The organism is Corynebacterium pseudotuberculosis, from assembly GCF_002155265.1.
GTDB classification, from domain to species: domain Bacteria; phylum Actinomycetota; class Actinomycetes; order Mycobacteriales; family Mycobacteriaceae; genus Corynebacterium; species Corynebacterium pseudotuberculosis.
This window is the reverse complement of the sequence record NZ_CP021251.1, coordinates 2021239-2045339: the sequence shown is the minus strand read 5'-3', so window position 1 is coordinate 2045339 and position 24101 is coordinate 2021239. Positions and strand designations below refer to the sequence as shown.

The 24101-nt window shown below is 53.9% G+C and carries 25 protein-coding genes; 15 read left to right on the top strand and 10 right to left on the bottom strand.

Features of this window, described 5'->3' with window-relative positions; all coding sequences use genetic code 11:
* Window position 1 precedes the first annotated feature (1 nt).
* Window positions 2-1678, top strand: a complete 1677-nt coding sequence (locus CpATCC19410_RS09395; protein ID WP_013241618.1) for a dipeptide ABC transporter ATP-binding protein — start codon at window positions 2-4, stop codon at window positions 1676-1678.
* 103 nt (window positions 1679-1781) lie between these two features.
* Here CpATCC19410_RS09395 and CpATCC19410_RS09390 read toward each other — a convergent pair whose 3' ends face one another.
* The 4 genes from CpATCC19410_RS09390 to CpATCC19410_RS09375 are packed head-to-tail and all read right to left on the bottom strand — an operon-like array spanning window position 1782 to window position 4107.
* A complete protein-coding gene (locus CpATCC19410_RS09390; RefSeq protein WP_013241619.1) occupies window positions 1782-2522 on the bottom strand; it encodes a S1 family peptidase in 741 nt (246 codons plus the stop codon).
* Entirely contained in the window at window positions 2523-2867 is a 345-nt protein-coding gene (arsC, locus tag CpATCC19410_RS09385) for an arsenate reductase (glutaredoxin) (RefSeq protein ID WP_014300604.1), read from the bottom strand.
* A complete protein-coding gene (locus CpATCC19410_RS09380; protein ID WP_013241621.1) occupies window positions 2864-3397 on the bottom strand; it encodes a ribonuclease FAU-1 family protein in 534 nt (177 codons plus the stop codon). Before CpATCC19410_RS09380 ends, arsC begins: the two co-directional genes overlap by 4 nt.
* A complete protein-coding gene (locus tag CpATCC19410_RS09375) occupies window positions 3397-4107 on the bottom strand; it encodes an Rv1157c family protein (protein ID WP_014401094.1) in 711 nt (236 codons plus the stop codon). Before CpATCC19410_RS09375 ends, CpATCC19410_RS09380 begins: the two co-directional genes overlap by 1 nt.
* Window positions 4108-4480: 373 nt before the next feature.
* Here CpATCC19410_RS09375 and typA point away from each other — a divergent pair, with 373 nt between their 5' ends.
* The 7 genes from typA to CpATCC19410_RS09340 all read left to right on the top strand — a co-directional run bounded on the left by typA (window position 4481) and on the right by CpATCC19410_RS09340 (window position 11466).
* A complete protein-coding gene (gene typA, locus CpATCC19410_RS09370; protein ID WP_013241623.1) occupies window positions 4481-6391 on the top strand; it encodes a translational GTPase TypA in 1911 nt (636 codons plus the stop codon).
* 10 nt (window positions 6392-6401) lie between these two features.
* Window positions 6402-7958 (top strand): ABC transporter family substrate-binding protein, encoded by a 1557-nt coding sequence (locus CpATCC19410_RS09365; protein WP_014300605.1) that lies wholly within the window; start codon window positions 6402-6404, stop codon window positions 7956-7958.
* Window positions 7958-8842, top strand: a complete 885-nt coding sequence (mshB, locus tag CpATCC19410_RS09360) for an N-acetyl-1-D-myo-inositol-2-amino-2-deoxy-alpha-D-glucopyranoside deacetylase (RefSeq protein ID WP_013241625.1) — start codon at window positions 7958-7960, stop codon at window positions 8840-8842. The genes CpATCC19410_RS09365 and mshB overlap by 1 nt, the downstream gene beginning before the upstream one ends.
* A 5-nt stretch (window positions 8843-8847) precedes the next feature.
* Window positions 8848-9249, top strand: a complete 402-nt coding sequence (locus tag CpATCC19410_RS09355) for a hypothetical protein (protein ID WP_013241626.1) — start codon at window positions 8848-8850, stop codon at window positions 9247-9249.
* Window positions 9250-9297: 48 nt separating this feature from the next.
* Entirely contained in the window at window positions 9298-9615 is a 318-nt protein-coding gene (gene fdxA / locus CpATCC19410_RS09350) for a ferredoxin (RefSeq protein WP_013241627.1), read from the top strand.
* A gap of 20 nt (window positions 9616-9635) precedes the next feature.
* Window positions 9636-10730 (top strand): succinyldiaminopimelate transaminase, encoded by a 1095-nt coding sequence (gene dapC, locus CpATCC19410_RS09345; RefSeq protein WP_014401095.1) that lies wholly within the window; start codon window positions 9636-9638, stop codon window positions 10728-10730.
* 178 nt (window positions 10731-10908) lie between these two features.
* Complete coding sequence (locus tag CpATCC19410_RS09340; RefSeq protein ID WP_013241629.1) at window positions 10909-11466, top strand: GtrA family protein; 558 nt, start codon at window positions 10909-10911, stop codon at window positions 11464-11466.
* Between the two features lie 2 nt (window positions 11467-11468).
* Here the strand turns inward: CpATCC19410_RS09340 and CpATCC19410_RS09335 are convergent, their stop codons facing one another.
* The 5 genes from CpATCC19410_RS09335 to CpATCC19410_RS09315 all read right to left on the bottom strand — a co-directional run bounded on the left by CpATCC19410_RS09335 (window position 11469) and on the right by CpATCC19410_RS09315 (window position 17568).
* On the bottom strand, window positions 11469-12641 hold the full coding sequence (locus tag CpATCC19410_RS09335; RefSeq protein ID WP_013241630.1) for an HNH endonuclease signature motif containing protein: 1173 nt from the start codon (window positions 12639-12641) through the stop codon (window positions 11469-11471).
* Window positions 12642-12718: 77 nt separating this feature from the next.
* The gene (locus CpATCC19410_RS09330) at window positions 12719-14128 is read right to left on the bottom strand and encodes an amino acid permease (RefSeq protein WP_013241631.1); all 1410 of its coding nucleotides are present in this window, start codon (window positions 14126-14128) and stop codon (window positions 12719-12721) included.
* A 91-nt stretch (window positions 14129-14219) separates the two neighbouring features.
* A complete protein-coding gene (gene dapD, locus CpATCC19410_RS09325; protein ID WP_013241632.1) occupies window positions 14220-15194 on the bottom strand; it encodes a 2,3,4,5-tetrahydropyridine-2,6-dicarboxylate N-succinyltransferase in 975 nt (324 codons plus the stop codon).
* A gap of 10 nt (window positions 15195-15204) precedes the next feature.
* Window positions 15205-16569, bottom strand: a complete 1365-nt coding sequence (locus CpATCC19410_RS09320; RefSeq protein WP_014401097.1) for an amino acid permease — start codon at window positions 16567-16569, stop codon at window positions 15205-15207.
* A gap of 84 nt (window positions 16570-16653) precedes the next feature.
* Window positions 16654-17568, bottom strand: a complete 915-nt coding sequence (locus tag CpATCC19410_RS09315; RefSeq protein ID WP_013241634.1) for a DapH/DapD/GlmU-related protein — start codon at window positions 17566-17568, stop codon at window positions 16654-16656.
* A gap of 82 nt (window positions 17569-17650) precedes the next feature.
* On the opposite strand from CpATCC19410_RS09315, the gene dapE reads away from it, so the two are divergent.
* The 7 genes from dapE (at window position 17651) to CpATCC19410_RS09280 (ending at window position 22563) form a co-directional block, all read left to right on the top strand.
* Window positions 17651-18724 (top strand): succinyl-diaminopimelate desuccinylase, encoded by a 1074-nt coding sequence (gene dapE / locus CpATCC19410_RS09310; RefSeq protein WP_013241635.1) that lies wholly within the window; start codon window positions 17651-17653, stop codon window positions 18722-18724.
* An 8-nt stretch (window positions 18725-18732) separates the two neighbouring features.
* Entirely contained in the window at window positions 18733-19524 is a 792-nt protein-coding gene (locus CpATCC19410_RS09305) for an LOG family protein (protein WP_014401100.1), read from the top strand.
* Window positions 19517-20374: a dihydropteroate synthase gene (folP, locus tag CpATCC19410_RS09300; RefSeq protein ID WP_013241637.1), complete on the top strand. Its 858-nt coding sequence runs from the start codon at window positions 19517-19519 to the stop codon at window positions 20372-20374. Before CpATCC19410_RS09305 ends, folP begins: the two co-directional genes overlap by 8 nt.
* Entirely contained in the window at window positions 20371-21105 is a 735-nt protein-coding gene (locus CpATCC19410_RS09295; RefSeq protein ID WP_013241638.1) for a glucosyl-3-phosphoglycerate synthase, read from the top strand. The genes folP and CpATCC19410_RS09295 overlap by 4 nt, the downstream gene beginning before the upstream one ends.
* A 28-nt stretch (window positions 21106-21133) precedes the next feature.
* Complete coding sequence (locus CpATCC19410_RS09290) at window positions 21134-21421, top strand: DivIVA domain-containing protein (RefSeq protein WP_013241639.1); 288 nt, start codon at window positions 21134-21136, stop codon at window positions 21419-21421.
* Window positions 21422-21499: 78 nt separating this feature from the next.
* On the top strand, window positions 21500-21667 hold the full coding sequence (locus CpATCC19410_RS09285; RefSeq protein WP_013241640.1) for a DUF3117 domain-containing protein: 168 nt from the start codon (window positions 21500-21502) through the stop codon (window positions 21665-21667).
* Between the two features lie 29 nt (window positions 21668-21696).
* Entirely contained in the window at window positions 21697-22563 is an 867-nt protein-coding gene (locus CpATCC19410_RS09280) for a methyltransferase domain-containing protein (RefSeq protein ID WP_013241641.1), read from the top strand.
* A 75-nt stretch (window positions 22564-22638) separates the two neighbouring features.
* Here the strand turns inward: CpATCC19410_RS09280 and CpATCC19410_RS09275 are convergent, their stop codons facing one another.
* Window positions 22639-24090: a glycoside hydrolase family 32 protein gene (locus CpATCC19410_RS09275; protein WP_086591960.1), complete on the bottom strand. Its 1452-nt coding sequence runs from the start codon at window positions 24088-24090 to the stop codon at window positions 22639-22641.
* Window positions 24091-24101: the final 11 nt, after the last annotated feature.

The following is a 24101-nucleotide window of genomic DNA, read 5'->3' as shown; positions in this document are numbered from 1 at the left end:
CATGAGTGAAAATAATAATGCGCCGCTTCTAGAGGTAAAAGACTTACAAATTTCCTTTACCTCATCAACTGGCACCGTCGATGCCGTCCGTGGTGTTAACTTGACCATTTACCCAGGCCAGTCGGTGGCCATTGTGGGGGAATCTGGCTCAGGCAAGTCCACCACTGCAATGGCGATCATCGGACTACTACCCGGAACCGGAAAGGTGACGGGTGGTCAGATCTTGTTTGACGGAAAAGACATCACAAAGCTTTCTGATAAACAGATGCAATCCTACCGAGGCTCGCAGATCGGACTTGTGCCTCAAGATCCCATGAGCAATCTCAATCCTGTGTGGCGCATTGGCACACAGGTAAAGGAATCGCTCAAAGCAAATAATGTGGTCCCGGGGTCTGAAATGGATGCTCGCGTCGCAGAGCTATTGGAGGAAGCAGGGCTTCCCGACGCCCACCGCCGCGCGAAGCAGTATCCGCACGAATTTTCCGGAGGCATGCGTCAGCGAGCCCTTATCGGCATTGGTTTGGCTGCACGTCCGAAGCTGCTCATCGCCGACGAACCCACCTCCGCCCTGGACGTGACTGTACAAAAACGCATCTTGGATCATTTGGGTGGGCTCACACAGGATTTGGGAACTGCAGTTCTCTTTATCACGCATGATCTTGGCCTGGCAGCTGAGCGTGCTGAGCACCTTGTGGTCATGCATCGTGGTCGCGTTGTCGAATCCGGCCCTAGCCTTCAGATTCTCCGCGACCCTCAGCATCCGTACACCAAACGGTTGGTTCACGCTGCCCCCTCTCTGGCTTCTGCTCGGATTCAATCAGCTCAGGAGCACGGAGTGGAAAGCTCCGAGCTATTGGCTTCTGAAAAGACGGATAGCCAGGAGATCATCAGGGTAGAAAATCTCACCAAGATTTTCGACGTTCGTGGTCAGCGCGGGAAAAAGGCTGAGCTACGTGCGGTCGACGACGTCAGCTTCTCGCTCAAACAGGGAACGACTCTCGCGTTAGTAGGAGAGTCGGGGTCCGGTAAGTCAACTGTGGCCAATATGGTCCTCAACCTTATCGACCCAACTTCAGGCAAGGTCTACTACAAGGGCACGGACCTATCCACGCTAGGAAAGAAAGAACTCTTTGCGATGCGGCGCAAGCTGCAAGTGGTGTTCCAAAACCCTTATGGTTCTTTAGACCCAACATATTCAATTTTCCGATGCATCGAAGAGCCACTTGTTGTGCATCAAGTGGGAAACCGCAAAGAACGCGAGAAGCGTGTGGCCGAACTCCTAGATATGGTGGCCATGCCGCGTTCGGCCATGCGTCGTTATCCGAACGAACTCTCCGGAGGGCAGCGCCAACGTATCGCTGTAGCTCGTGCGTTAGCGCTAAACCCCGAGATTATTGTTCTGGACGAGGCCGTCTCCGCCTTAGATGTTCTGGTTCAGAACCAGATTTTGCAGCTTTTGGCTAATCTTCAGTCCGAGCTCAATCTGAGTTATCTGTTTATTACTCATGACTTAGCGGTGGTGCGCCAAACAGCGGATGAAGTTGTAGTTATGCAGAAGGGACGTGTTGTGGAACAAGGAACTACTGACGCCCTCTTCCTAGCGGCTAAGGAAGAATACACGCGTAACCTCATTGATTCTGTTCCAGGTCTGGGAGTAGAACTCGGTACCGGAATGTAGTCGTCGACGGACTTGGTTCTGTACGACACTAGGAGAGGGGATTCTTTACGGAATCTCCTCTCCTTCTTTTTATGAAAGCGTCTAACAATCCCTAGGAGGTTGTTTAGTGGCTGCGGAAGGGGAGCGGGAAGCTCGGCAGCGGAATGACAGTGGGGAAAGCGGTGGCGTCGATAAGCGGGCTAGGTGCGTCCGCGGAAGGAGGCTTTGGTGCTCCGCTTACGGATGAAATCCAATCGGTGTGTTCCGCAACAGGTGTGTACCAGCCGACGGTTCCTGTGTGGCTGGTCATGCTGAGAACGCCGACAACAGCGTTGCCTTCCATTAATGGGCCGCCGGAATCTCCTTGGCGGAGGATTCCTTGGCTGATCCATTGTTCAATCAAGACTGCGTGGCGGTCGGGACCAGGAACATTGGTAACACGACGCTGCGTTGTGGCTTCTGCCCACTGCGCATGTCCATGAGCAATCCCACCCCAACCTGCAGCGATGGTTTTCTCGCCAAAAGATAGGTTGTTGTTAGAAAGAGTCATAGGCGCTGTGTCAGATGGCCGATCGAGTTTTATCAACGCGATGTCTGCCGTGGGGTGGGGGATTTGCTCAACAGCACGAAAGACCTGCCCGCCAACACCGATAGTTGATGGTCCGGCGCCAAGGCAATGGCGAGCGCTCAATACCCACTCGGGAGAGACCAAAACGCCTGTGCATTGCTGCTCTCCTAGTCCCACGTAAGCGAGACTTGGCTGATTAGTTGCGGTGCCGCCGACGACTGCGTGGCTAGGAGTGACTATTCCTAGCGAGAGAGCAACAGCGGTAGCGACAGCGGAGACCCGGCGAAAAATCCGCATCTAGAGAATCTCCTCTATTACTTCCATAGGGCGTGCAAGGCGTACGCCTTTATCTGTGGAGACGAACGGCCGTTGAATAAGCTGCGGGTGTTTTACCATCGTGGCAATGAGCTCGTCGTCGGAAGTTTCGGGCGAGAGGCCAAGCTCTTGGTAGAGCTGCTCGTTTGTCCGTATTGCCTGGTGAGGAGTCAGTCCTGCTTTGCGGAGGAGTTCACGGAGGGCATCCTCGCTAGGAGGGGAGGAGAGATAATTAATGATCTGTACATCCTCGCCCCCTCGATCCTGTAAGAACTCGAGTGCGGCGCGTGACTTGGAGCAGTGTGAATTGTGATAAATGGTGATCATGGGGCAGGTTCCAGTTCGACGGTGTCGGCCCATTCTAGGTTGTAACCCAGAGATGCGAGCCAGCTCATGGGATCATCATTGTAGCGAGTTATGCCTTCGACTGCGAGGAGAGTTGCATCAATGGCACGCTCAGCTTCTTCGGCGGTGATGATTCCGGCAGAGGTCGCTGCGGCAAGCTCATCGATGTCCACCACTTTGACGGGTTCGCCTGTTACTGAGATGAGGTCAACATACAGATCGCGTGTGACCCACATATTGTTTTCGAGGGAAATATCGGCGATATCAAAGTAGAAATCCTGATGCTCGTCGACGCCTTCACGGAAGTGGAAAATATTGGCTCTTAGGCCCAGGCTGGGAAGGAGCCAGGACTCTAGGTATCCGAATTTGGGGTGGTCGGCGCCGCGGGCCATGTATAGCCCAAAGTCGGTGGAGTGAAAGTCATCGACGCGCCGCTGGAAACCTTTGGGGTCGATGTTGGTCATCGATGATGGGTCGAAGGTTTCCTTTTTTACTGGATGCAGGTCAACCATTATTTCACCTCGAAGAGTGCAGCCGTGGGTAGGAAGGTGCAGGGGCTTGCTTCAGTGGCAATAGTGCCCTCAATGAGCGCAATAACGCGCCCCTTTCCCGCGTCGGCAGTCCCAGATACGGTGCTCGGTCCCTCTGGGTTGATCCCGTGGCCGGCAAGGCGGGTGCTTCCGCCCTGCAGCGTGGAGAGGTTAAACCAGTGGACATTCATTGCTTGATGTTCGTTGGGGCCTAGTTTCCCCGTTCCTAGTGCAGTGAAAACAAAGGCGGTTTCGCCTTCTTTTGCCCCCGGTGCGGGAATTTCTGCGGGGCCGGGAACCGCGATTGCAGACCCTGTGGCGGTGAGATGGCCGTTGATGCATTCTCCTGCGATGCTGGGCCAGAGGAATTGGCTGAACTGAGGGCCGTTGTCGGGGACTTTGATTTCGCTCTGCCCTGTTCCCTCAATGAAGGCCACGGCTGCGAGTAGCTGGTTACGGAGTGGTTCAGGCAGAGTGTCTGCAAAGTCTTTCGCTTTGCTCAGGACCTCGGCGTTAGGGCGGCCGAGCTGGTCCAAGGGGAGCCAGGAGGAAAGGTTGATTGTAGACGAAGACGACAAGAGCGGTGCTACCGGCAGCGGTTGTGCAGGCATAGCATTGGCACTACCGCCAGAGGCGATGGTGCACGCAGCCGCGAAAAGCGTTGCGGTGATGGCGCATGTAATTCGACGCACGTACAGCCTTCCTAGGTATTGGACTTGCTATCGCTTCTGTGAAGATGCGTTTTATCGGGCGAGGGGCGTCGATAAGCACAATAAACAAGTCACAATAATCACAAGAGTTTACCAGAATAACAGTAGTCACTGCTTTAACGGTGTCAAGGGTTACTAATTAATATTCTCACTGCGAAGGAATTAACAAATTCCCCTCTTGGTACACGTCGTTCATCGTGATCTTTTTGTTACATGTTGATGTATTCAGGTTTCTAACATGCGTAGGAGTGGGTAAGTGGAGTAATGTAACAGCGCTGTACTATGCGTCCGAACTCTCCGCACAATTTTGCGGCACGATATTTATCCGGCGCATCCAATTTTTCAGGAGACACTTTTGACCCGTCCAGAGTTTCGCAATGTAGCCATCGTTGCGCACGTTGACCACGGAAAGACCACCCTTGTAGACGCCATGTTGCGTCAGTCAGGCGCCTTTGATGAACATGCAGAGCTCGTCGATCGCGTGATGGACTCTGGAGACCTAGAAAAGGAAAAGGGCATCACTATCCTGGCCAAAAACACGGCCATTCGGCGTAAAGGTGCCGGCAAAGACGGCAACGATCTCGTTATTAACGTGATCGATACGCCAGGTCACGCTGACTTCGGTGGCGAGGTTGAGCGTGCCTTGAGCATGGTGGATGGCGTTGTTTTGCTTGTCGACGCTTCCGAAGGCCCGCTTCCGCAAACCCGATTCGTTCTGGGCAAGGCGCTAGCAGCCAAAATGCCAGTGATCATTTTGGTAAACAAGACGGACCGTCCTGATGCGCGTATCGACGAGGTTGTCGAGGAATCTCAGGACCTCCTCCTAGAACTGGCTTCGGCTTTGGATGATCCGGAGGCCGCAGAAGCAGCTGAGCAACTACTCGATTTACCGGTTCTCTATGCTTCTGGCCGTGAGGGTAAAGCATCCGTGGAAAACCCCGGCAACGGCAACATCCCCGATGCTGAAGACCTGCAGGCGCTTTTCGACGTCATCTACGACGTCATGCCAGAGCCCACCGTTAACTCTGAGGGGGCCTTGCAGGCACACGTGACCAACTTGGACTCTTCCTCCTTCCTAGGCCGCATTGGTTTGATCCGCGTGCACTCGGGAACATTGAAGAAGGGGCAGCAAGTTGCTTGGATTCACTACGACGAAGACGGCAACCAGCACATTAAGAGCGCTAAAATCGCTGAGCTGTTGCGTACCGTTGGCGTGACTCGTGTGCCCGCAGATGAGGTCGTAGCGGGTGACATTGCTGCTATCTCCGGTATCGATTCCGTGATGATCGGTGACACTCTCGCGGATCCGGAAAATCCTGTTGCTCTTCCTCGCATCACAGTGGACGAGCCTGCGATCTCCATGACCATCGGTGTGAATACCTCTCCTTTGGCTGGCCGTGGCGGCGGAGACAAGCTGACTGCGCGTGTGGTTAAGGCACGCTTGGACCAGGAATTGATTGGTAACGTATCCATCCGCGTCCTTCCTACTGAGCGCCCAGACGCGTGGGAAGTTCAGGGTCGTGGTGAAATGTCGCTGTCGGTTCTCGTGGAAACGATGCGTCGTGAAGGCTTTGAGCTGACCGTCGGCAAGCCTCAGGTAGTCACTCAGACCATCGACGGCAAGCTCTATGAGCCTTATGAGCACATGGTTATTGATATTCCGTCGGAGTATCAAGGTAACGTCACCCAGCTCATGGCTGCTCGTAAAGGACAGATGTTGTCCATGGACAACATCTCTGATGATTGGGTGCGCATGGAATACAAGGTCCCAGCGCGCGGTCTAATCAGTTTCCGTACGATCTTCCTCACTGAGACCAGGGGCACTGGTATCGCCAATTCCTACTCAGAGGGCATCGATGAGTGGGCAGGCGAAATCAAAGGACGCGCATCCGGATCCCTCGTGGCTGATCGTTCCGGACAGATCACCGCTTACGCTCTCACCCAGCTTTCCGACCGCGGCAACTTCTTTGTCGAGCCAGGCATGGAGGCCTATGAAGGCATGGTTGTCGGCGCAAACAACCGTGATGAAGACATGGACGTGAACATCACTAAGGAAAAGAAGCTGACCAACATGCGCTCAGCTACTGCCGACGCAACGGTCACCCTGGCCAAAGCACACGTGCTCTCCTTGGATGAAGCCATGGAGTTCTGTGGCCAAGACGAGTGCGTGGAAGTCACGCCCAATGCACTGCGCGTACGCAAGGTGATTCTCAACGCCACCGAGCGTGGACGTGCCCGTGCACGTGAGAAGGCACGCAACAAGTAAGATAGCTTGCATGATGAACAAGCACCGCGTTTTCCTAGCAACAGTCTCGACCGCGGTGCTTGTGTCGTGTTCGGCAAACCCGGGTCCCGCCCCGGTGGAAAAAGAGCCGGAAGCTACACCTGCTACTAGCGCGGCTAGCAGCACTTCAGCGACGCCGAAACCGGAGAAAAAGACCAAGAAGACGCTGTCGATAGGCATAGATCCGATTACTGGGGGACTGAACCCACACGTGTTATCGGATGATTCGGTTTTTGTTCGTGCGCTTGCCTCCCTCGTCCTTCCTAGCGCCTTTGTAGGAGGGGAGATTAATGCTGATCTTCTTACTTCCGCACAGGAGATAGAACCAGCTGCCGGCGCAGGTGTTGCTCAAACGGTGCGCTATTCCATTCGTTCGGAGGCGCAGTGGAGCGATGGAACCCCGATCACGGTGTCTGATTTCCAATATTTATGGGAGGCGAAGTCTACAAATCCGGGCGTGCTAGATGCGTCAAAGTATCGAGCAATAACAGGTATTCGCTCATCTAATGGCGGACGCACGGTAGAAGTGGATTTTGCTACGAAAATTGCGAACTGGAAAACTTTATTTTCCTCCCTCCTACCCAGCCATCTCCTACGGGATAGTGACGCCAGCTTTGCTTCAGTAATGGCCCACAACATTCCGGCTTCGGGTTGGAAGTATTCGCTGGCGAACGTCGATAAGCAACGAGGGATCCTTACGCTTAACCGCAATGATCGATTCTGGGGCAAAAACCCTGCAAAGAATGAGACGATTACATTTTCTGAAGTACGCGACGTAGCCCAGGGGGCAGAGATGCTGAGGGCAGGGCAGATCCATTACCTTGACATCACTCCTACGGAGGTTGCTCGCGAGACTTTTGAGCTCATGCCGAACACCCAGGTGCGCACGCAGGAAAGTCCTCTGAAGCTTCAGCTGATTGCCAACCTTAATCTGAGCGAAGCCCAGCGGGCGGAGTTGCAGTCGCTAGTGGACCGCCGGTTGATCGCCAGGCTGGCTATGGGGCGTTCTAGCGATTTGGTAGTGGGGCCCGAAAACTACGACCCCCATGCGGACCTGCTTACGGCGCTAGGAAGAGATGTGAGGATCGGCGTTGATCCGGCAGACCCACATGCAGAAAATGCTGCCCGCGCACTCGTGGACCTCCTTGCGCGCCATGGGGTAGGGGCGAAGCTCGTGACTGCGGACATCACTTCCCTCCTAGGCACGAAGCTTATCGACGGCGGCGTGGACGCCATCATGACGTGGAGTTCTGCGAACAATCTTGATCGCTATCAGTGCTCACGTCCTAAACCAGCTACGAACTTCACCAATTGGTGCAACAAACAGACAGACGCGGAAATCCGCGATGTGCTCGCTGGAGCTCGTCATCCAGAGGACTTTAACCTTATTGCCGACAATATTGAAGCGAGCCAACACTTTACTACGGACATCACCAAAGACCTGCGACTACAAGTTCGCGACAGCCGCATCGTAGGACCGAACCCGCAGTCAGATCAGTGGCCAGAAGAACTTGCAGCCCTGGCCACCTGGACCCCCAAAGAGGATTAATGCGCGACCTTATTGGCAAAAAAATAATAGCCGTCCACGCTCACCCTGACGATGAAGCCATCTGGACTGGAGGCCTCATCGCGGAGCTTTCCCTTCGTGGTGCTGACGTCACCGTTATTACTTGCACGCTAGGAGAGCAAGGGGAAGTCATCGGTGAGCCCTACCAAGGGCTCGTCGCAGATGCGGCCGATCAGCTGGGGGGATTCCGGATTGGGGAGTTGTCCCGCTCCCTCTCTCTCCTAGGCGCGCGAGGAGAATACCTCGGTGGGGCCGGGTATTGGCGCGACTCGGGAATGATAGGCGATAAAGCTAACCAGCATCCCCGCGCATTCATCTCATCCGGTGAGGAGGCGGTGGAACAACTTACCGAGATCCTGGCGCGAATTGAACCCGATCTCGTGATCACCTATGGCCCCGATGGTGGGTACGGGCACCCAGACCATATTCAAGCACACATGATTACTCATGCAGCTATTCGGCGAGTTCCCGTCGCCCGCGTCCTCTGGGCGGTGACAAATAAAACAGATCTTGACGCAGGGCTTGATGCCATCAGCGCCGTCCCCAAAGCTTGGCGACGCCCACGTCAAGGGGAAGTAGCGTGCGTCGAGAGCGTTGACGTCCGACTCTCGTTGAGTGACGAAGCCTTCGCGCGAAAAAAAGAAGCTATGAAGGCTCACGCAACTCAACTCTGGATTGCAGACGGTTCCACATCTGTTACAAATCCTCAAGCAGCCATCGCGGGCGTGAGTGATCCGAAGGCGGCGCCGGCTGTTTTTGCGCTGAGTAACTTGATCGCCCAACCCCTCCTAGGCACGGAGTGCTACCAGATGGGGCACGGCTCCCTTCCTAGCGGCATCGATATCGTCGCAGAATTAGTGAGATAAAAAGAGTGGCTGAGCAAACAACAAATTATGATAATCGCTCCTACGTATACCAAGAATTTAGTAGGGGAGAAGCCGCATGGGGACTTTTCTGGCTTTCGCTAGGAGGGGTTATCTCTGTCCTACTAGAGATCGTCTACCTCAACACCTGGGTTGGACCTGTACCTGCGCCTTATACCGTCGCAATCGCATTCTTATTTAATATGGTCCTTACAAAAACGGCGCTGTTGTGGACCAAAAAATCAGCCATTGCATTGATACCAATGTATGCGTGGGCGCTAGGATTTTTTGGTCTTATGGTGGCAGGAGGGATGACGGGCGATCAGTTGTTTGGAGCCAGCTTTCGCCCCCTCCTACTCATGATCGCAGGTTTTGTAGGAGGCGGTTGGCCTCTACTGCGCGGAAAGTGACATAATGAATCGAATCATCCGAATACGTGAAGTGGAGATCTGTAAGCAATGACGTACACAATCGCACAGCCCTGCGTTGATGTCATGGATCGAGCATGCGTTGAGGAATGCCCAGTCGATTGCATCTATGAGGGAAAGCGTTCCCTATACATCCACCCCGATGAGTGCGTCGATTGTGGAGCCTGTGAACCTGCGTGCCCGGTAGAAGCAATTTTTTATGAGGACGACGTCCCAGACGAATGGTTGGACTATAACGACGCTAACGCCGCGTTTTTCGACGACCTAGGCTCACCAGGTGGCGCAGCCAAACTTGGCCCACAAGACTTCGATGCCAAGTTAGTAGCCGACCTCCCTCCACAGGCGTAAAACTCTTCAAAGGACGGACCATGAGCCGCAGCCCGCTAGGAACAAAGCTCCCTGATTTCCCCTGGGACTCCCTCTCGGAAGCAAAAATCAAGGCGCAATCGCACCCAGACGGAATAGTCAACCTATCTGTGGGGTCGCCTATCGACGAAGTCTCCCCAGGCATTTGCCTCGCATTAGCAGAGGCCGCTGCAGCTCCTGGCTATCCCCAAACCATCGGAACGCCCGAACTTCGCGACGCCATAATCGCATCTCTCGCCAGGCGCTACAACATCCCGCGAGTAGGAGGGGTTCTGCCGGTTGTTGGAACAAAAGAAGCTATTGCGCTCTTACCCTCTCTCCTAGGGATCAACTCCACTGTCATAATCCCAGAAGTGGCATACCCCACTTATGAGGTTTCCGCTCTTATCGCAGGAGCTACCCCCCAGCGCAGCGATACTCCCCATACTCTTCCCAGCGCTGAAGACATCGATCTTGTCTATCTCAACTCTCCTTCGAACCCTACTGGCAAAGTTCTTGATATCGAGACGCTGCGCACGATCGTGGCATGGGCACGAGAAAACAATGTCATCGTTGCTTCGGATGAATGCTATTTAGGGCTGACCTGGGAAAGTGAAGCTGCGTCTATCCTAGATCCGCGGGTCAACGATGGAGACCAAACGGGCCTTCTGGCGATTCATTCGCTTTCAAAAACTTCCAACCTCGCCTCCTACCGAGCAGGTTTCTTAGCCGGTGACGCAGACCTCATCTCTGAACTCACCGAAGTGCGCAAACACGCAGGTCTTATGATTCCTGGCCCAATTCAAGCCGCGATGACCGCTGCGCTTAACGATGACGACCAAGAAACACTCCAGAAATTACGTTACGCACGCCGCCGAGCAATCCTCCTACGCGCGCTTGTCGACGCCGGCTTTACCGTCGAAAATTCAGAAGCGGGGCTTTATTTGTGGGCAACGCGAGGAGAAAATTGTCGTTCTACAGTGGAATGGTTTGCTGAACGGGGAATACTCGTTGCTCCAGGTGATTTTTATGGTCCTAGTGCAGAAAAATATGTGCGTATTGCGCTTACTGCCGCTGATGAACGGGTGGCGGCTTTTGCTACTCGTTTACAACACTAAAAATCAATGGATAAAAGCTCCGCAAAGTCGCTAGGAGAGTGGGACTTATCATTCTTTGTAGCTGCTAAGGCGCTACATGACACAATTAAGATTTATGAATCCCGTGTCGGGAGTTTTAAGAATTTTCGATTACCGCTACAATCAACAAGGTTAATTGCTCACTAGGAGGAGAGACTCGGTGTCCGAAAATTCTAAAATACGGATGACTAGGAGCCTGCGGCAGTTCATCCAATTCGGAATCGTTGGTGGATCCGGCACCGTAGTGAACCTGGCGGTTACAGTCCTAGCCAAGAAAATTGCTTGGTGGGTAGGAGGAGTGTCTGAGCATGACGCTTTTTATAATCTCCTGGGATCCTCCTTCCATATTCGTTGGTACCACGTTTTTATGACAATTGCGTTTGTCACCGCTAATACGTGGAATTATCAGCTGAACAGGATGTGGACGTTTAAAGCTGCCCATATGACTTCGTGGTGGCGAGGCTTCTTTCCCTTCCTACTCACGGGAGTAGGAGCGTTTTTTGTGAGCCAGGTGGTGGCTACATTGTTGATGAACCCAACTTCACCGATCGCGTTGTCGTCTGTGATTTTTGACGATTCTTCAGGACTACGCACAAAGTTCTATTGGGCAAGTGCCATCTCGATTGTGGTGGCCATGCCGGTGAACTTTATTATCAATAAGATGTGGACGTTTAGAAAACCAAAGACGGTTGTTGTTCAGGTAGCGGAGCCGGTATAAGCCTAGGAGGCTATCCCGAAATGCTGGCAGGCCCAGTATCGACCAGATTTTCTGGCTAAGGGGAGGATGCTGGCGCGTGGCTGCGCGTCGTCGGATGGGGGCTGTAGACCGGCGCGGCCGGTGCGTGGCATGCGTATGTAGTGTCCGTTGTTGGGGCGAAGGGGGTTGTCGTCGTTAAGCTTGTTGTGAGTTGAACAGCATGCAACGAGGTTCTTGAGGTTTGTTTCGCCGCCGAATTGCCACGCCTGGAGGTGGTGTATTTCGCAGTTGTTGGCGAGTCTATGGCAGTTTGGGTCAGCGCAAGTGAGTTGATCTGCGGTGAGGATGATGCGCTGCTTTGCGTTGGCGTAGCGTTTGGTGCGGAAAAGATCGACAGGTTCAGGGATTCCTTCTTTATTAAGCGCGTAGACAACCGCATAACCAAGATCTGCAAGGAGATGTTCTGCAAGATCTTTAGCAGGAATAAGCGCGCCATCAGTGGTTGCTAGCATGCCGTCGCCAATATGCGTGAGCCCGTCAGCGGGTAGGAGGATGAGGCCTTCACGACGCGGAATCTCAGCAGCATCATGACGCAATATGCTCTGTTTAAGCGCCAGGGCCAAGGCGTGTGAGTACGTGAGGTCGGGGTTGCGACGTCGTAAATGCCGGGCCAGTGAGTTTAGCTTTTCGCTGATGGCGCTGGCGTCGTCGTCGTGAAGCGAAGCGTGCAAATGACGCATCCCATCTGCGTCGGTGTTGCGCGATATGCGAGCAGCTGGCACCTGGGGTGGCTTCCCACATTCGTTATTGAGCGCGACTACTTGTGCCGCTGCCTCAGCTTTTGCTTCGAGTACGGTTTTGCCTTGCGCCCACTGATATAACCGTTTCCGGAGAGCCTCCCTGCTTATCGACGCCTCCTTAGACAGCTTGCTCAACGCAGCATTGGTAACTCGCAGGATCTCTATGCCCAAACAGTTTTCTTCTGCTACAGCGATAGCTTCCTGCCGCTGTTTTGATGCTCTCTTCTCACCAAATAAATCACGCCCCAATTTCAATATCGAGCCTAGCCACTGAGGATGGAAACCAAATCGGGCAGCAATATCCTCTCGGGACGTTGTCTGGTTCAGCTCAAATAGAAACCTAGCGATCTGGATGCCACTGGTGGAATAAACTGAAAAAGCCCCTTCGATGTTCATAGCGATGAGGCTAAAACACGGAAGGGACTTTCCTCTTTCTCCTAGGGACTAAACGCCACAAGCCTGTGAAAGAAGGATTAATCTGACCCGATAGCTGTGGAATTCTCTCCAGGCAGTTGCGCTTTTTCAAAAGGTCGTCTAACCGCAACCAAACTCGCTAGGAAAAGGATTGCGACCATCGTTAACGCAGACAACAGCTCAACCCGCGCATGTGCATCACTGAGCATAAGAGCTGCTAGACCGGCGAGGACAACCAAAGTGAAACTGGTCAGCCAGGGATAGGCCCACATTCTCACTCCTAGGGACGGAGACAAAGCCTCAAGCCGGCGGCGCAACTTAAGTTGGGAAACAGCAACGAAAGTCCAAACCGTGAGCAATGATGCGCCCGCAGCATTGAGTAGGAAAGAGAGCAACCAGCCGGTATCGAGGTAGTTGAGCAATACCATGACGATACTGAGAACCACCGATAAAAGGATCGCTGTTGTAGGAACGCCTTGTTTGTTAACTCGAGCGAAAGCTCGAGGAGCTTGTCGACGCTCCGCCAACGACATCATCATCCTAGAGCTCGCATAAATCTGGGCGTTGAACGCTGATAGTAAAGCCAAAACAATGACGACTTCCATCGTTCCTACGACACCTGGGATACCGGCGATCGCTAAAACCTGAGAGAATGGGCTCTCGGCGGCACTATGTGCCTTTCCTAGCGAGGAATAAGGAAGAAGGAGGACGATCACAGCTACGGAACCAAGATAAAAAATGCTGATGCGAGTAATCGTGGTTCGCACGGCATTGACTAAAGACCGTTGTGGATCCTCAGACTCGGCAGACGCAATGGCCACGACTTCAATACCGCCAAAACCGAAGGCAACGGCTAGGAGAGCCGCAGCGATACCGCTGAGGCCGTTTGGCATAAACCCTTCGCTCTCGATTTGCTTGAGTCCCACGAAACTATGTCCGGGCAGCAGTCCCGTCACGAGTAGGAATCCGACGAACAAGAAAAGGATCAAGACTGCGACTTTGATGAAAGCAAACCAGAACTCGAATTCCCCGAATGCTCGCACGCGTAGGAGGTTGACGGTACCAAATATCACCACAAAGAAAAGCGCCGGGATCCACGGTGAGATTCCTAGCCATGATGCAACAAAACCCGCAGCGCCGGTTATCTCAGCGCCTAGGACAGCGACGGTAGCGAGCCAATAAACCCACCCTTGGATAAAACCTGCCCAGTGCCCAATTCCAGCATCTGCATATTCAGAAAAAGAACCGGAAGCCGGTACTACGGATCCCATTTCACCAAGCATGCGCATAATCATGACTGCGATGAATCCTGCGATGATATAAGCAACAATCACAGAGGGGCCCGCGGCTTTAATTCCGACGCCCGTGCCTAGGAAGAGGCCGGCGCCGATTGTTGATCCCAGTCCCATCATCGTGAGATGTCGGACTTTCAGTCCACTTCCTAGTCGCGTGGTGTTTTCACTTGTCATGACGGGGTCTTTCCGCGGCAAGAGGGGAGAAGAACAGCGATCACGCTATTCTTTTCCCCTGCTGGATATTCGTTAGATGTATGGGTGAGCGCTAGTTGGAGTGCAAATCGATGTTGAGCTCAACCGCTTTAGTTTTCCACGCAGTGGCTTCGATAGCACCGCTGATGGAATTACGGCGGAACAAAACGTTGTTAGCTCCTGCGAGTAGGAGAGCCTTGGTGCTGTCGCCGTCCTCGAGCTGCAGCGCCTCAGCGACGGCACCACGGACGATGACTTTGGAGCCTGCAGTGACGTAAAGGCCCGCCTCGATGACGCAGTCGTCGCCGAGCGGAATACCGCATCCAGAGTTCGCGCCTAGGAGGCAGCGTTCGCCGATTGAAATAACGTGCTTTCCTCCACCCGAGAGCGTGCCCATTATGGATGCGCCGCCGCCTACATCTGAGCCGTCTCCTACTACTACGCCGGCAGAGATTCGGCCTTCCACCATGGATGCTCCGAGGGTTCCTGCGTTGAAGTTAACAAATCCCTCATGCATGACTGTGGTTCCTTCGGCAAGGTGCGCGCCGAGTCGGACTCGGTCGGCATCACCGATGCGAACGCCGCTAGGAAGGACGTAGTCGACCATCCGTGGGAACTTATCCACGAGGTGAACAGTAACCGGACCGCGTGCCTGGAGCTTCGCACGGGTCATTTCAAAGTCATTGATCTGACAGGGTCCGTAGTTGGTCCACACGACATTGGTGAGGAGGCCGAAAATTCCATCCAGATTCTGACCATGTGGCTTGACTAATCTGTGCGAAAGTAAATGCAGGCGCAGGTACGCGTCGTAGGCGTCGGTAGGAGGGGCAGCGAGATCTGAAATTCCGGTGCGAATTGCTTCACGACGCACACCTCGGTCCGCGTCTTCACCAACGAGGCTGCGGAGCTCGACGGGTATGTCGTCGCCGTGGAGAGTGATGGTTTCGGTATCTGTGGAGGCGTCGAGGCGTGGGCTCGGGAACCATGCGTCTAGGACGGTTCCATCGTCGGTGATTGTTGCAAGTCCAATGGCTAGTGCAGAAGTCATGTGTGGGAGTCTACTTACTCTTTTTCCTAGTGAGGAATGACAAGATAATCAAAACCGTAAAGACAACGGTTACAGAGGTGATTTGGCTGCGGGAGGAGTCGTCGGAAAGCATGAGGAGGGTGAGTCCCACAAAACCGGCAACGGTAAACCAGGCGAGCCATGGATAGCACCACATGCGGACTGTGGTGATCTCTCCGTTTTTCACGAGCTCAGGGTGCAGCTTGATATAGGACAGGGAAATCATGCTCCAGATGACAATAAGGCATCCTCCTACTGCGTTGAGTAGGAAGCTGAGGAGTCCCGCAGGATTCCAATACTGGAGTCCAACGGAAGCGAACGCAAAAACCATACTCAGGATCACCGCTGCGATGGGGACACCCCCACGATTTGTCGATGCAAACATCCTAGGGGCATTTCCTCGTTGCGCCATGGAATGCACAAAACGAGAAGTAGCGTAAATCTGCGCGTTGAAGGCAGAGAGCAGAGCAACAACAATGATGGCTTCCATGAAGCCAACTACGCCTGGAATGTTGGCCATTCCTAGGATGATGGTGAAAGGAGACTGCGCAGCAGTTTTTGCGCCGCCGATTTGGCTGTAGGGGAGTAGGAAGCTGATGACGAGCACCGAGCCCAGATAGAACGTTGAAATTCGCCAAATTACCGAGCGCACTGCTGTGGCGATAGCGGTCTTGGGGTCCTCTGATTCCGCTGCGGCGATCGTGACGATTTCAGTGCCGCCGAATGCGAAGGCTACGGCTAGGAGGCCAGTTGCTACTCCTGTGATTCCGTTGGGCATGAATCCGTCGCCGAGGAAGTGTCGTGTTCCTACGTAATCGTGTCCCGGTAGGAGGCCGAAGATGAGTAGGACGCCAATGATAAGGAAGACAATGATAACCGCGACTTTGATAAACGCGAACCAAAATTCGAACTCGCCAAAACCACCGACTTGGGCAAAGTTAATTACTGCGAAAAATACAACACACACTAATGCGGGAATCCATGGGTCGATGCCAAACCATTGCCCCATAATCGCCGCCGCTCCTGTCATTTCAGCGCCGAGAACCATGGTGAGCATGAACCAATAAAGCCAGCCCAGGCTGAACCCTGCCCAACGGCCGAATGCCTGTTCTGCATAGATGGAGAATGAGCCAGAGGCAGGACGTGCTGCCGCAAGCTCTCCTAGCATCTGCATCACAAAAACGACGAAGATACCGGAGATGATATAGGCGATGAGAACGGCGGGGCCGGCAGCAGCGATTCCTACGCCCGTCCCTAGGAAGAGGCCGGCGCCGATTGCCGATCCTAGCCCCATCATCGTGAGATGCCGGGTCTTAAGTCCGCTTCCGAGCCCGGTCTCGGAGGTTGCTTCAGTCATGAGAAGACTTTAACCCGACACGCGCTCGGAATATAATCAACGGCTAGCTAATTTTATGTCTGCACCCTCGTGCAGGTGCGATGACTAGGAGAGGAAGTGAACTACAGGCTCCGGATGCCCGAACTCCATTTGGACGCAAAAATTAGATTTTCCGCGTAATGATTCGGCTGTGCAGCGCTGTTCTGATGAAGCGTCGTAGATCTGCGTCGCGGGGTCGAGCACGATGTTGTTGCAGACAGTTATGTTGTCTCCGAGATCGATTCCAATAACCGCGGCGCCAAGCCCGAGCCTGCAGTTATTTCCTACCCGGAGGCGTTTGGTGTTTTTGTCTGGAACCAGGGAACCAGAGATTCCTAGATCGAGTTCGTCGCCTACGACGGTCCCAGCATAGAGACGGCCTTCGACGCGTCCTGGCCCAAGGGTTCCGGCGTTATAAGAAACGTAGCCTTCGCGTAAGACTTTAGTCCCCGGTGCAAGATGCGCTCCTAGTCGCACGCGCTCGGCTTCGGTAATTTCTACGCCGCTAGGAACAACGTAGTCCACCATACGAGGAAGCTTATCTATCCCATAGACATGGATGAGCCCGCGAGAACGCAGGGAGGTGCGGACATTCTCAAAGTCATCGGGTAAGCATGGTCCTTTATTTGTCCATGCGACGATTGCTAGGAGATCGGTGGCGTTGTCCATGTTGATGTCATGCGGCCGAACAATGCGGTGGGAGAGCAGATGCAGCCGGAGGTAGACGTCGTGAGCATCGATAGGAGGGGAAGAGAGATCCGCGATGGTGGTGTGTACGGCAATTTGCTCGACGCGACGGTCTTCGTCGATACGCACGAGGTTGAGGAGTTTCGGTGATATATGGTGTGCTCCTAGGCGGGTAGTGCCTGTGGGGTGCATGGGGGAGCTGGTGAGTCTGGGGGCGGGGTACCAAGTGTCGAGGACTGTTCCATCCATCGCGATATTTGCTATCCCCGTGGCATCGGCGCCGTGGTGAATCATGGTGAAGAGATTAGTAGCGGTGTCAGCGTTTCACTAACTTCATTGAACCAGTACCCTACAGTGGGCTGTATTCTGTGTAGTCATGTTGGACTTGACTGCTGACCCTATTGAATTAACCCGTGTACTGGTGGACATTGAAAGCCCCTCTCACCACGAGGAGCATATTGCGGATCTGATCGAACAGGCCTTGAAGTCCATTCCTAACGTAGAAGTACTGCGTCATGGGAATACCGTGGTTGCGCGCACCCATCGGGGACTAGGAAGCAGAGTTATCCTAGCCGGACACATCGACACCGTACCCACAGCAGATAATGTTCCTTCCACTCTCATCGATGACGTACTTTTTGGCTGTGGAACCGTCGACATGAAATCCGGCATGGCTGTATATCTGCATGCTTTTGCCACCCTTGCTAATTCCCAAGAATTAGCACAAGACCTTACGATCGTTTGCTATGAAGGCGAGGAAGTCTCCAGCGAATACAACGGATTAGGTCATCTGCAACAAGCACACCCTGAATGGCTTCAAGGTGATATCGCCTTACTAGGAGAGCCATCAGGAGCAGTCATCGAAGCAGGATGCCAAGGATCTATTCGTCTCCGGATCACGGCGCACGGTGTGCGAGCGCATTCTGCGCGTTCGTGGCTAGGAACGAACGCCATGCATCTCCTAGCGCCTGTTATCTCCCGTATCGCGAATTATGAGGCTCAGGAAAAACTTGTCGACGCCTGCCTCTACCACGAGGGACTCAATATCGTGCACTGTGAATCTGGTGTAGCCACTAACACGATTCCCGATGAAGCCTGGATGTTTGTAAACTTCCGTTTTGCCCCGGACCGCAGCCTGGACGATGCGATGGCGCATTTGCTGGAGACCCTCTCCCTTCCTAGCGGGGTGAGCTATGAGGTGGATGACGCGGTGCCGGGAGCGCGGTCGGGACTGGACCGTCCGGCTGCTGTCTCTCTCCTACGCGCAACGGGCGGAAAATTTCGTGCTAAATATGGTTGGACTGATGTGTCTCGTTTTTCTGAAATGGGAATTCCTGCAGTGAATTTTGGCCCGGGTGACCCCTCGTACTGCCATAAGAAAGACGAGCAGTGCCCGGTTCACATGATCACAGACGTCTCCAACACTTTGTTGGACTACCTTCGTACCTAGGAGAGAGAATGAGCGCAGAAAAACTACCCTCGGCAGAAAAAAGACGCTTATTGCGCGGCCCGGTTTTGATCCGTGAATCCAAAGATGCGCAACCCGGGACCTACGATCAACGGCTTTTGGAGTTTCCTGCTGATAACGGTTGGCTTCATGACGACCCCTGGCGCGTCCTACGCATCCAAAGTGAGTTTGTTACTGGATTTGATGCGCTTTCCCAATTGCCTCCTGCCGTGACGGTGTTCGGCTCTGCTCGAATCGGCACCGATCATCCCTACTACGAAATGGGCGTGCGCTTAGGAAAAGAACTTGTCGACGCGAATTACGCCGTAATCACCGGCGGTGGCCCCGGCCTTATGGAAGCCGCGAATAAAGGAGCATGTGAATCGGCGGGTCTCTCTGTGGGGCTGGGCATTGAACTTCCGCATGAGCAAGGAATTAACAAATACGTCGACTTGGGTCTTCACTTTAGGTACTTCTTCGCACGCAAAACGATGTTCCTTAAATACTCGCAAGCTTTTGTCTGTCTTCCCGGTGGCCTAGGGACACTCGACGAGCTGTTTGAGGTTCTATGCATGGTCCAAACCGGAAAAGTGACTAATTTTCCCATCGTGTTACTAGGAGAGAAGTTCTGGGGAGGCATGGTGGAGTGGCTAAAAGAACGCCTCGTGACAGAAGGCATGATCGCAGAGACAGACTTAGACCTCTTCCTAGTCACGGACTCGGTGGAAGAAGCCGTCGCTCACATCGTTGATACGCATACAACGCTATTTGAGCCTACAAAGGGCAAAACTCCCGATGCCTAGGAGCGCCTTCCTAGGCACTGAAGGCTTAGCTACGGTGATGGCGATCGTAAATAGGACGCCCGATTCCTTTTACGATCATGGTGCAACTCATGCTTTTGATGCCGCAATCAAGCGTGCAGGAGCAGTGATTGCAGCCGGTGCCGGGATCGTGGATATCGGTGGGGTCAAAGCCGGGCCAGGTGAGTTTGTTTCCATTTCTGAAGAAATAGACCGTGTGGTGCCGGTGATCGCTGCGGTGCACGAGGCTTTCCCCGAGACAATCATTTCGGTGGATACCTGGCGCGCAAAAGTCGCCGAGTTAGCCGTCGACGCAGGCGCCGCGCTCATCAACGACACCTGGGCCGGTTACGATCCAGAACTCGTAGAAGTCGCTGGAGATCGTCGAGTTGGATATATCTGCTCACACACCGGCGGCGTGGTCCCTAGGACAAGGCCGTATCGCGTGCATTACGACGACGTGGTGCATGCGGTTATCGATGAAACCACGCGGCAAGCGGAGCACGCAGTGTCCCTAGGAGTACCAGAAGACAAGATATTCATCGACCCCACTCATGACTTTGGCAAAAACACCTTCCACGGGCTTGAGCTTCTACGACGAATCGACGAAATCGTGGCCACCGGATGGCCTGTTCTCATGGCTCTGTCCAATAAGGATTTTATTGGAGAAACGCTTGCTCGGAACGTCGATAAGCGAGTGCCTGGCACTTTGGCGGCAACAGCATGGTCTGCGGAGCGAGGCGTGGCGGCGTTTCGTTCGCATCAAGTGGAAGAAACAATTGACGTGATTCGGATGACTGCGGCGATTCAAGGAACGGTTTCTCCGCTGAAAACAACTAGAGGTTTGGCGTGAAAATCTCGGTGGTGATCCCCGCGCTCAACGAGGAAGCGACGGTAGGAGAAGTTGTGCGCGTAGCAGCGAACGCAGACCCCTGGGAGATCCTCGTCATTGATTCCGATTCCACAGATGCGACCGCGGCTGAGGCGCGCCGGGCGGGTGCTCGCGTCATTAACTGGAAAGAACCTGTGGCGCTGCCACCGCGACTAGGAAAAGGGGAAGCACTCTGGCGAGGAACAGCCGCGGCTACCGGTGACGTCATTGTATTCCTAGACGCCGATTTGATAGAGATCGCTCCGACGATTGTGACCGACCTAGCGACGCCTTTATATGACCCGAATATCCACTTGGTCAAAGCCTCCTACCAGCGGGCTTTTGCTTCCTCTCCTAGCGGTGGCGGGCGCGTTACTGAACTGGCGGCAAAGCCGCTGCTCCGCACATTGTTTCCGGAGCTGGCAAAGGTTACTCAGCCGCTAGGAGGGGAATACGCGATTCGCTCCGACACAGCTCGTAGCCTGCCCTTTGTTGATGGCTACGGGGTGGAAGTCGGGTTGCTTATCGACGTCGCCCGTCTCCAGGGTCCGGCGGCGATAACAGAGGTGAACGTCGGCAGGCGAGCCCATCGTAATCGACCTCTGGAAGAGCTTGCCCCGATGGCCGACATCGTGACAAGGACTATCTTGAGTCGTGCCGGTGTGCTGAATCAGCGAGTAGGAGAGAGGCCTACGCTAAAGTCCCTATCCTAGGGAGCAAGTAGAAAGGACTGGTGTAGCTATGGTGTCGTGGATTGTGCTCATCGTTTTATTAGTGATCTTCGTCGCTGTGCTCTCGTGGCTTCTAGGGGCGTTGTTCGGACGCGGGGAAGCCTCGGAGCCGCTGTGTACGTCGTCGGACTTGACGATGCAGAACGTAGAGGCTGTTCGCCGGGGAGATCTGGAATCAGTGCGATTTGAAACAGTGCTGCGAGGATATCGTCAGGACCAGGTGGATGCGGTGATTGAAGAGCTTGAGCAGCAGGTGAGGGAGCTACGGTGTCAAACGCTTCACAAAGGAAACGAGTAGACTGGTTAAGCGTGATGGTCGGTAGTTTTTATCGACAAAGTTTTTCAATGCAATAGAGTTTAAGGAATCGGTGATTGCATGGCAGCCATGAAACCTCGTACAGGTAATGGGCCGATGGAAGCTGTTTTCGAGAGCCGCAAGATTGTAATGCGGATTCCTACTGATGGGGGTGGCCGTTTGGTCATCGAGCTTAACAAGGAAGAAGCCGCCGAGCTTGGTGCTTTGCTGACTGCAGTATCCCAATAAAACTTATTTGATCAAGGAGCCCATGTAGCGTGCTTTCACATGTCATTGATGTTCTTGCCGATCCTACTGATGGAACACCACTGAGCTTGGTCGACGAGTCCACGCGGCTAGTGTCCGAATCTGGGCACAGCTTTGATGTTGCACGTCAGGGCTATGTGACTCTCGCTGGAGGCGCCGGTCTGCGCTATTCTGGCGACGATACGTCGATGATCCGCGCCCGTGAAACCTTCCTATCCAGCGGTCACTTTGCACCATTCGTAGAAGCCGTAAGCTCTGCGGTGCATACTGTCCTCGACGAGGCCGGTGTTGCAGACGACGCCCACCCTACTATCTGCGAGATTGGGGCCGGAACGGGCTACTATCTAGCGCACACGCTTGACGACGTTGATAATTCCGTCGGGCTCGGCATCGATGTATCCGTTCCTGCCGCGAAACTTCTGGCAAAATGTCATCCACGCGTAGGCGCCGTAGTCGCCGACGCCTGGTCCCGTCTTCCTATTCAAGACGCCTCCATCGACGCTATTACCGTAGTCTTTGCGCCAAGAAACGCCTCCGAGTTTGCTCGTGTGCTCAAGCCTGGTGGCCAAGTTATCGTGCTCACCGCCGATACCGGACACCTGGGCGAGCTGCGCGAGCCACTCGGCATTATCGATGTGGAACAAGGAAAAGTGCAAAGAATGATCGATCAGGCGGCCGGGCACCTTACACCGGTAGGAGAGCCAGAGCCAGTTCAATTTACTATGCGCTTAGACCAAGACTCCATTGCTACCCAGATCGGGATGAGTCCTTCGGCTCGTCACATCCATCCAGATGTTTTAGCTGAGAGAATCGCAACGCTACCGCCAGTGATGGAAGTAACTGCGCGAGCTATGATTACTCGTTTTAGAAAGGTCTAACTCCTTCTCCTACGGACGAAAAAGCCGGCCTCAAGGATTCACATTTTCCAGAGCCGGCTTTTGTTTTCGCTGAGGCTAGCGCACAGGGCCTTTCTCGTCTTCATCTGTAAAAAGGACGCTCTTCATCGGACGGATTTCATCGGTGTGAGAGATGCTTGATCCTTTGCTAGCAACAACCGCAAACTCCTCGCAATGGCCGTTGAAGTACACGCGACTGGCCATTGCCACCTGCCCGCCATCCGCAAATACTTCTACGGTAGATCCATCCACGATGATTGTCATGGAGTCTGTGTCCCCCTCAGTCAGCGGGGCAATAGCGATATCGTCGCCGAGATGTTGGGGGTTCATAGATCTATCTAATTCAAGTAAATCGCCACGGTGAGTGATTGAGGCTGCCACTTGTCCCGTTGAATCGTGCAAGGTGATGGTAATTTCTTCACCTTCAGGCACATCCATGATGGAAGTCCACATAGAGGCGTAATCGGAGCTTTTCACGGCGCTAGGAAGGCCGGTTACCGGTGTGTGATAGATTTTTCCGCCTTGCAGCGTCATCTTCCTAGGAAAAGACAAACAGTTAGCCCATTTCTCTTCGATGAAACTTAAATGCTTACTGGGGTCGTCGAGACGCCCAATTCCATTCATCAATCCAAATAAATAGGCAGTGTCGTAGCGGTGCTCATCAAGGTCACTGAGCGCCTCGGCGGTGTAGTTGGTGTTGCGCGGACGGGTGAAGTCGTGTCCGTAGTCGAGGCGTTCAAAGGGGGAATCCACGGTGAATATACGACCGCTGAGCGTTCCGACGAGATACCCTGAGCGGTCGATGCCGCCGGTTTCTACGGTAACGATGAGAACGTCGTAAATGTTGTTATCGATTTCGTCGCGAAGCCGGATAATACGTGGTGCTACAAGTCTTTCTCCCTCAACACCAGAGTCTCCGACGATTTTTAGTGGTCCTCGCAAGGACCAGTCGACTCCGTCGCGAGAATCAAGAATGGCAAGAGTCGGGGACTCTACGTTGCCTGTCACAGCAAGCATAATCCAACCTTTATGCCCCTCCTCGCGATCATCCTCGGTGGCCCAGTTAGGAACTACGCATGGGGAGCGGAAATTGCTGAGTCCCTCTTGGTTATTTACTACCCCTCCTACGCGGCGCACATGAGGATCGATCATAGAAGGATCATCGCTAATGTCAGCGACTGTGCTATCGATTTCAGCGATCTCGGCCAAGTGGATGGCGTCGCCGCTAGGAGAGACGGATGTGAAATAGAGACGGGCAGTGTTATCCGTAGACGTCACCGATCCGGCTCGCACTCGGACTTCATCATTATCGGGAGCTAGGACGTCGTCGCAAATATCCCAGTCAAAAGGAGTTTCGTCTGCAACAGTGTGGGCCCAACGAGCACCGGACTCTAATTTGGGGCGGAACTGGTGGAAGACATGCCACGTTTGTCCGTCGAAAAGCGCCCCTGCTGGGGCATCGAGGACGCCGGTTTCCGGAGTGACGTGTAGTTCGGGGCGATGTGCCATGAATTATTCTC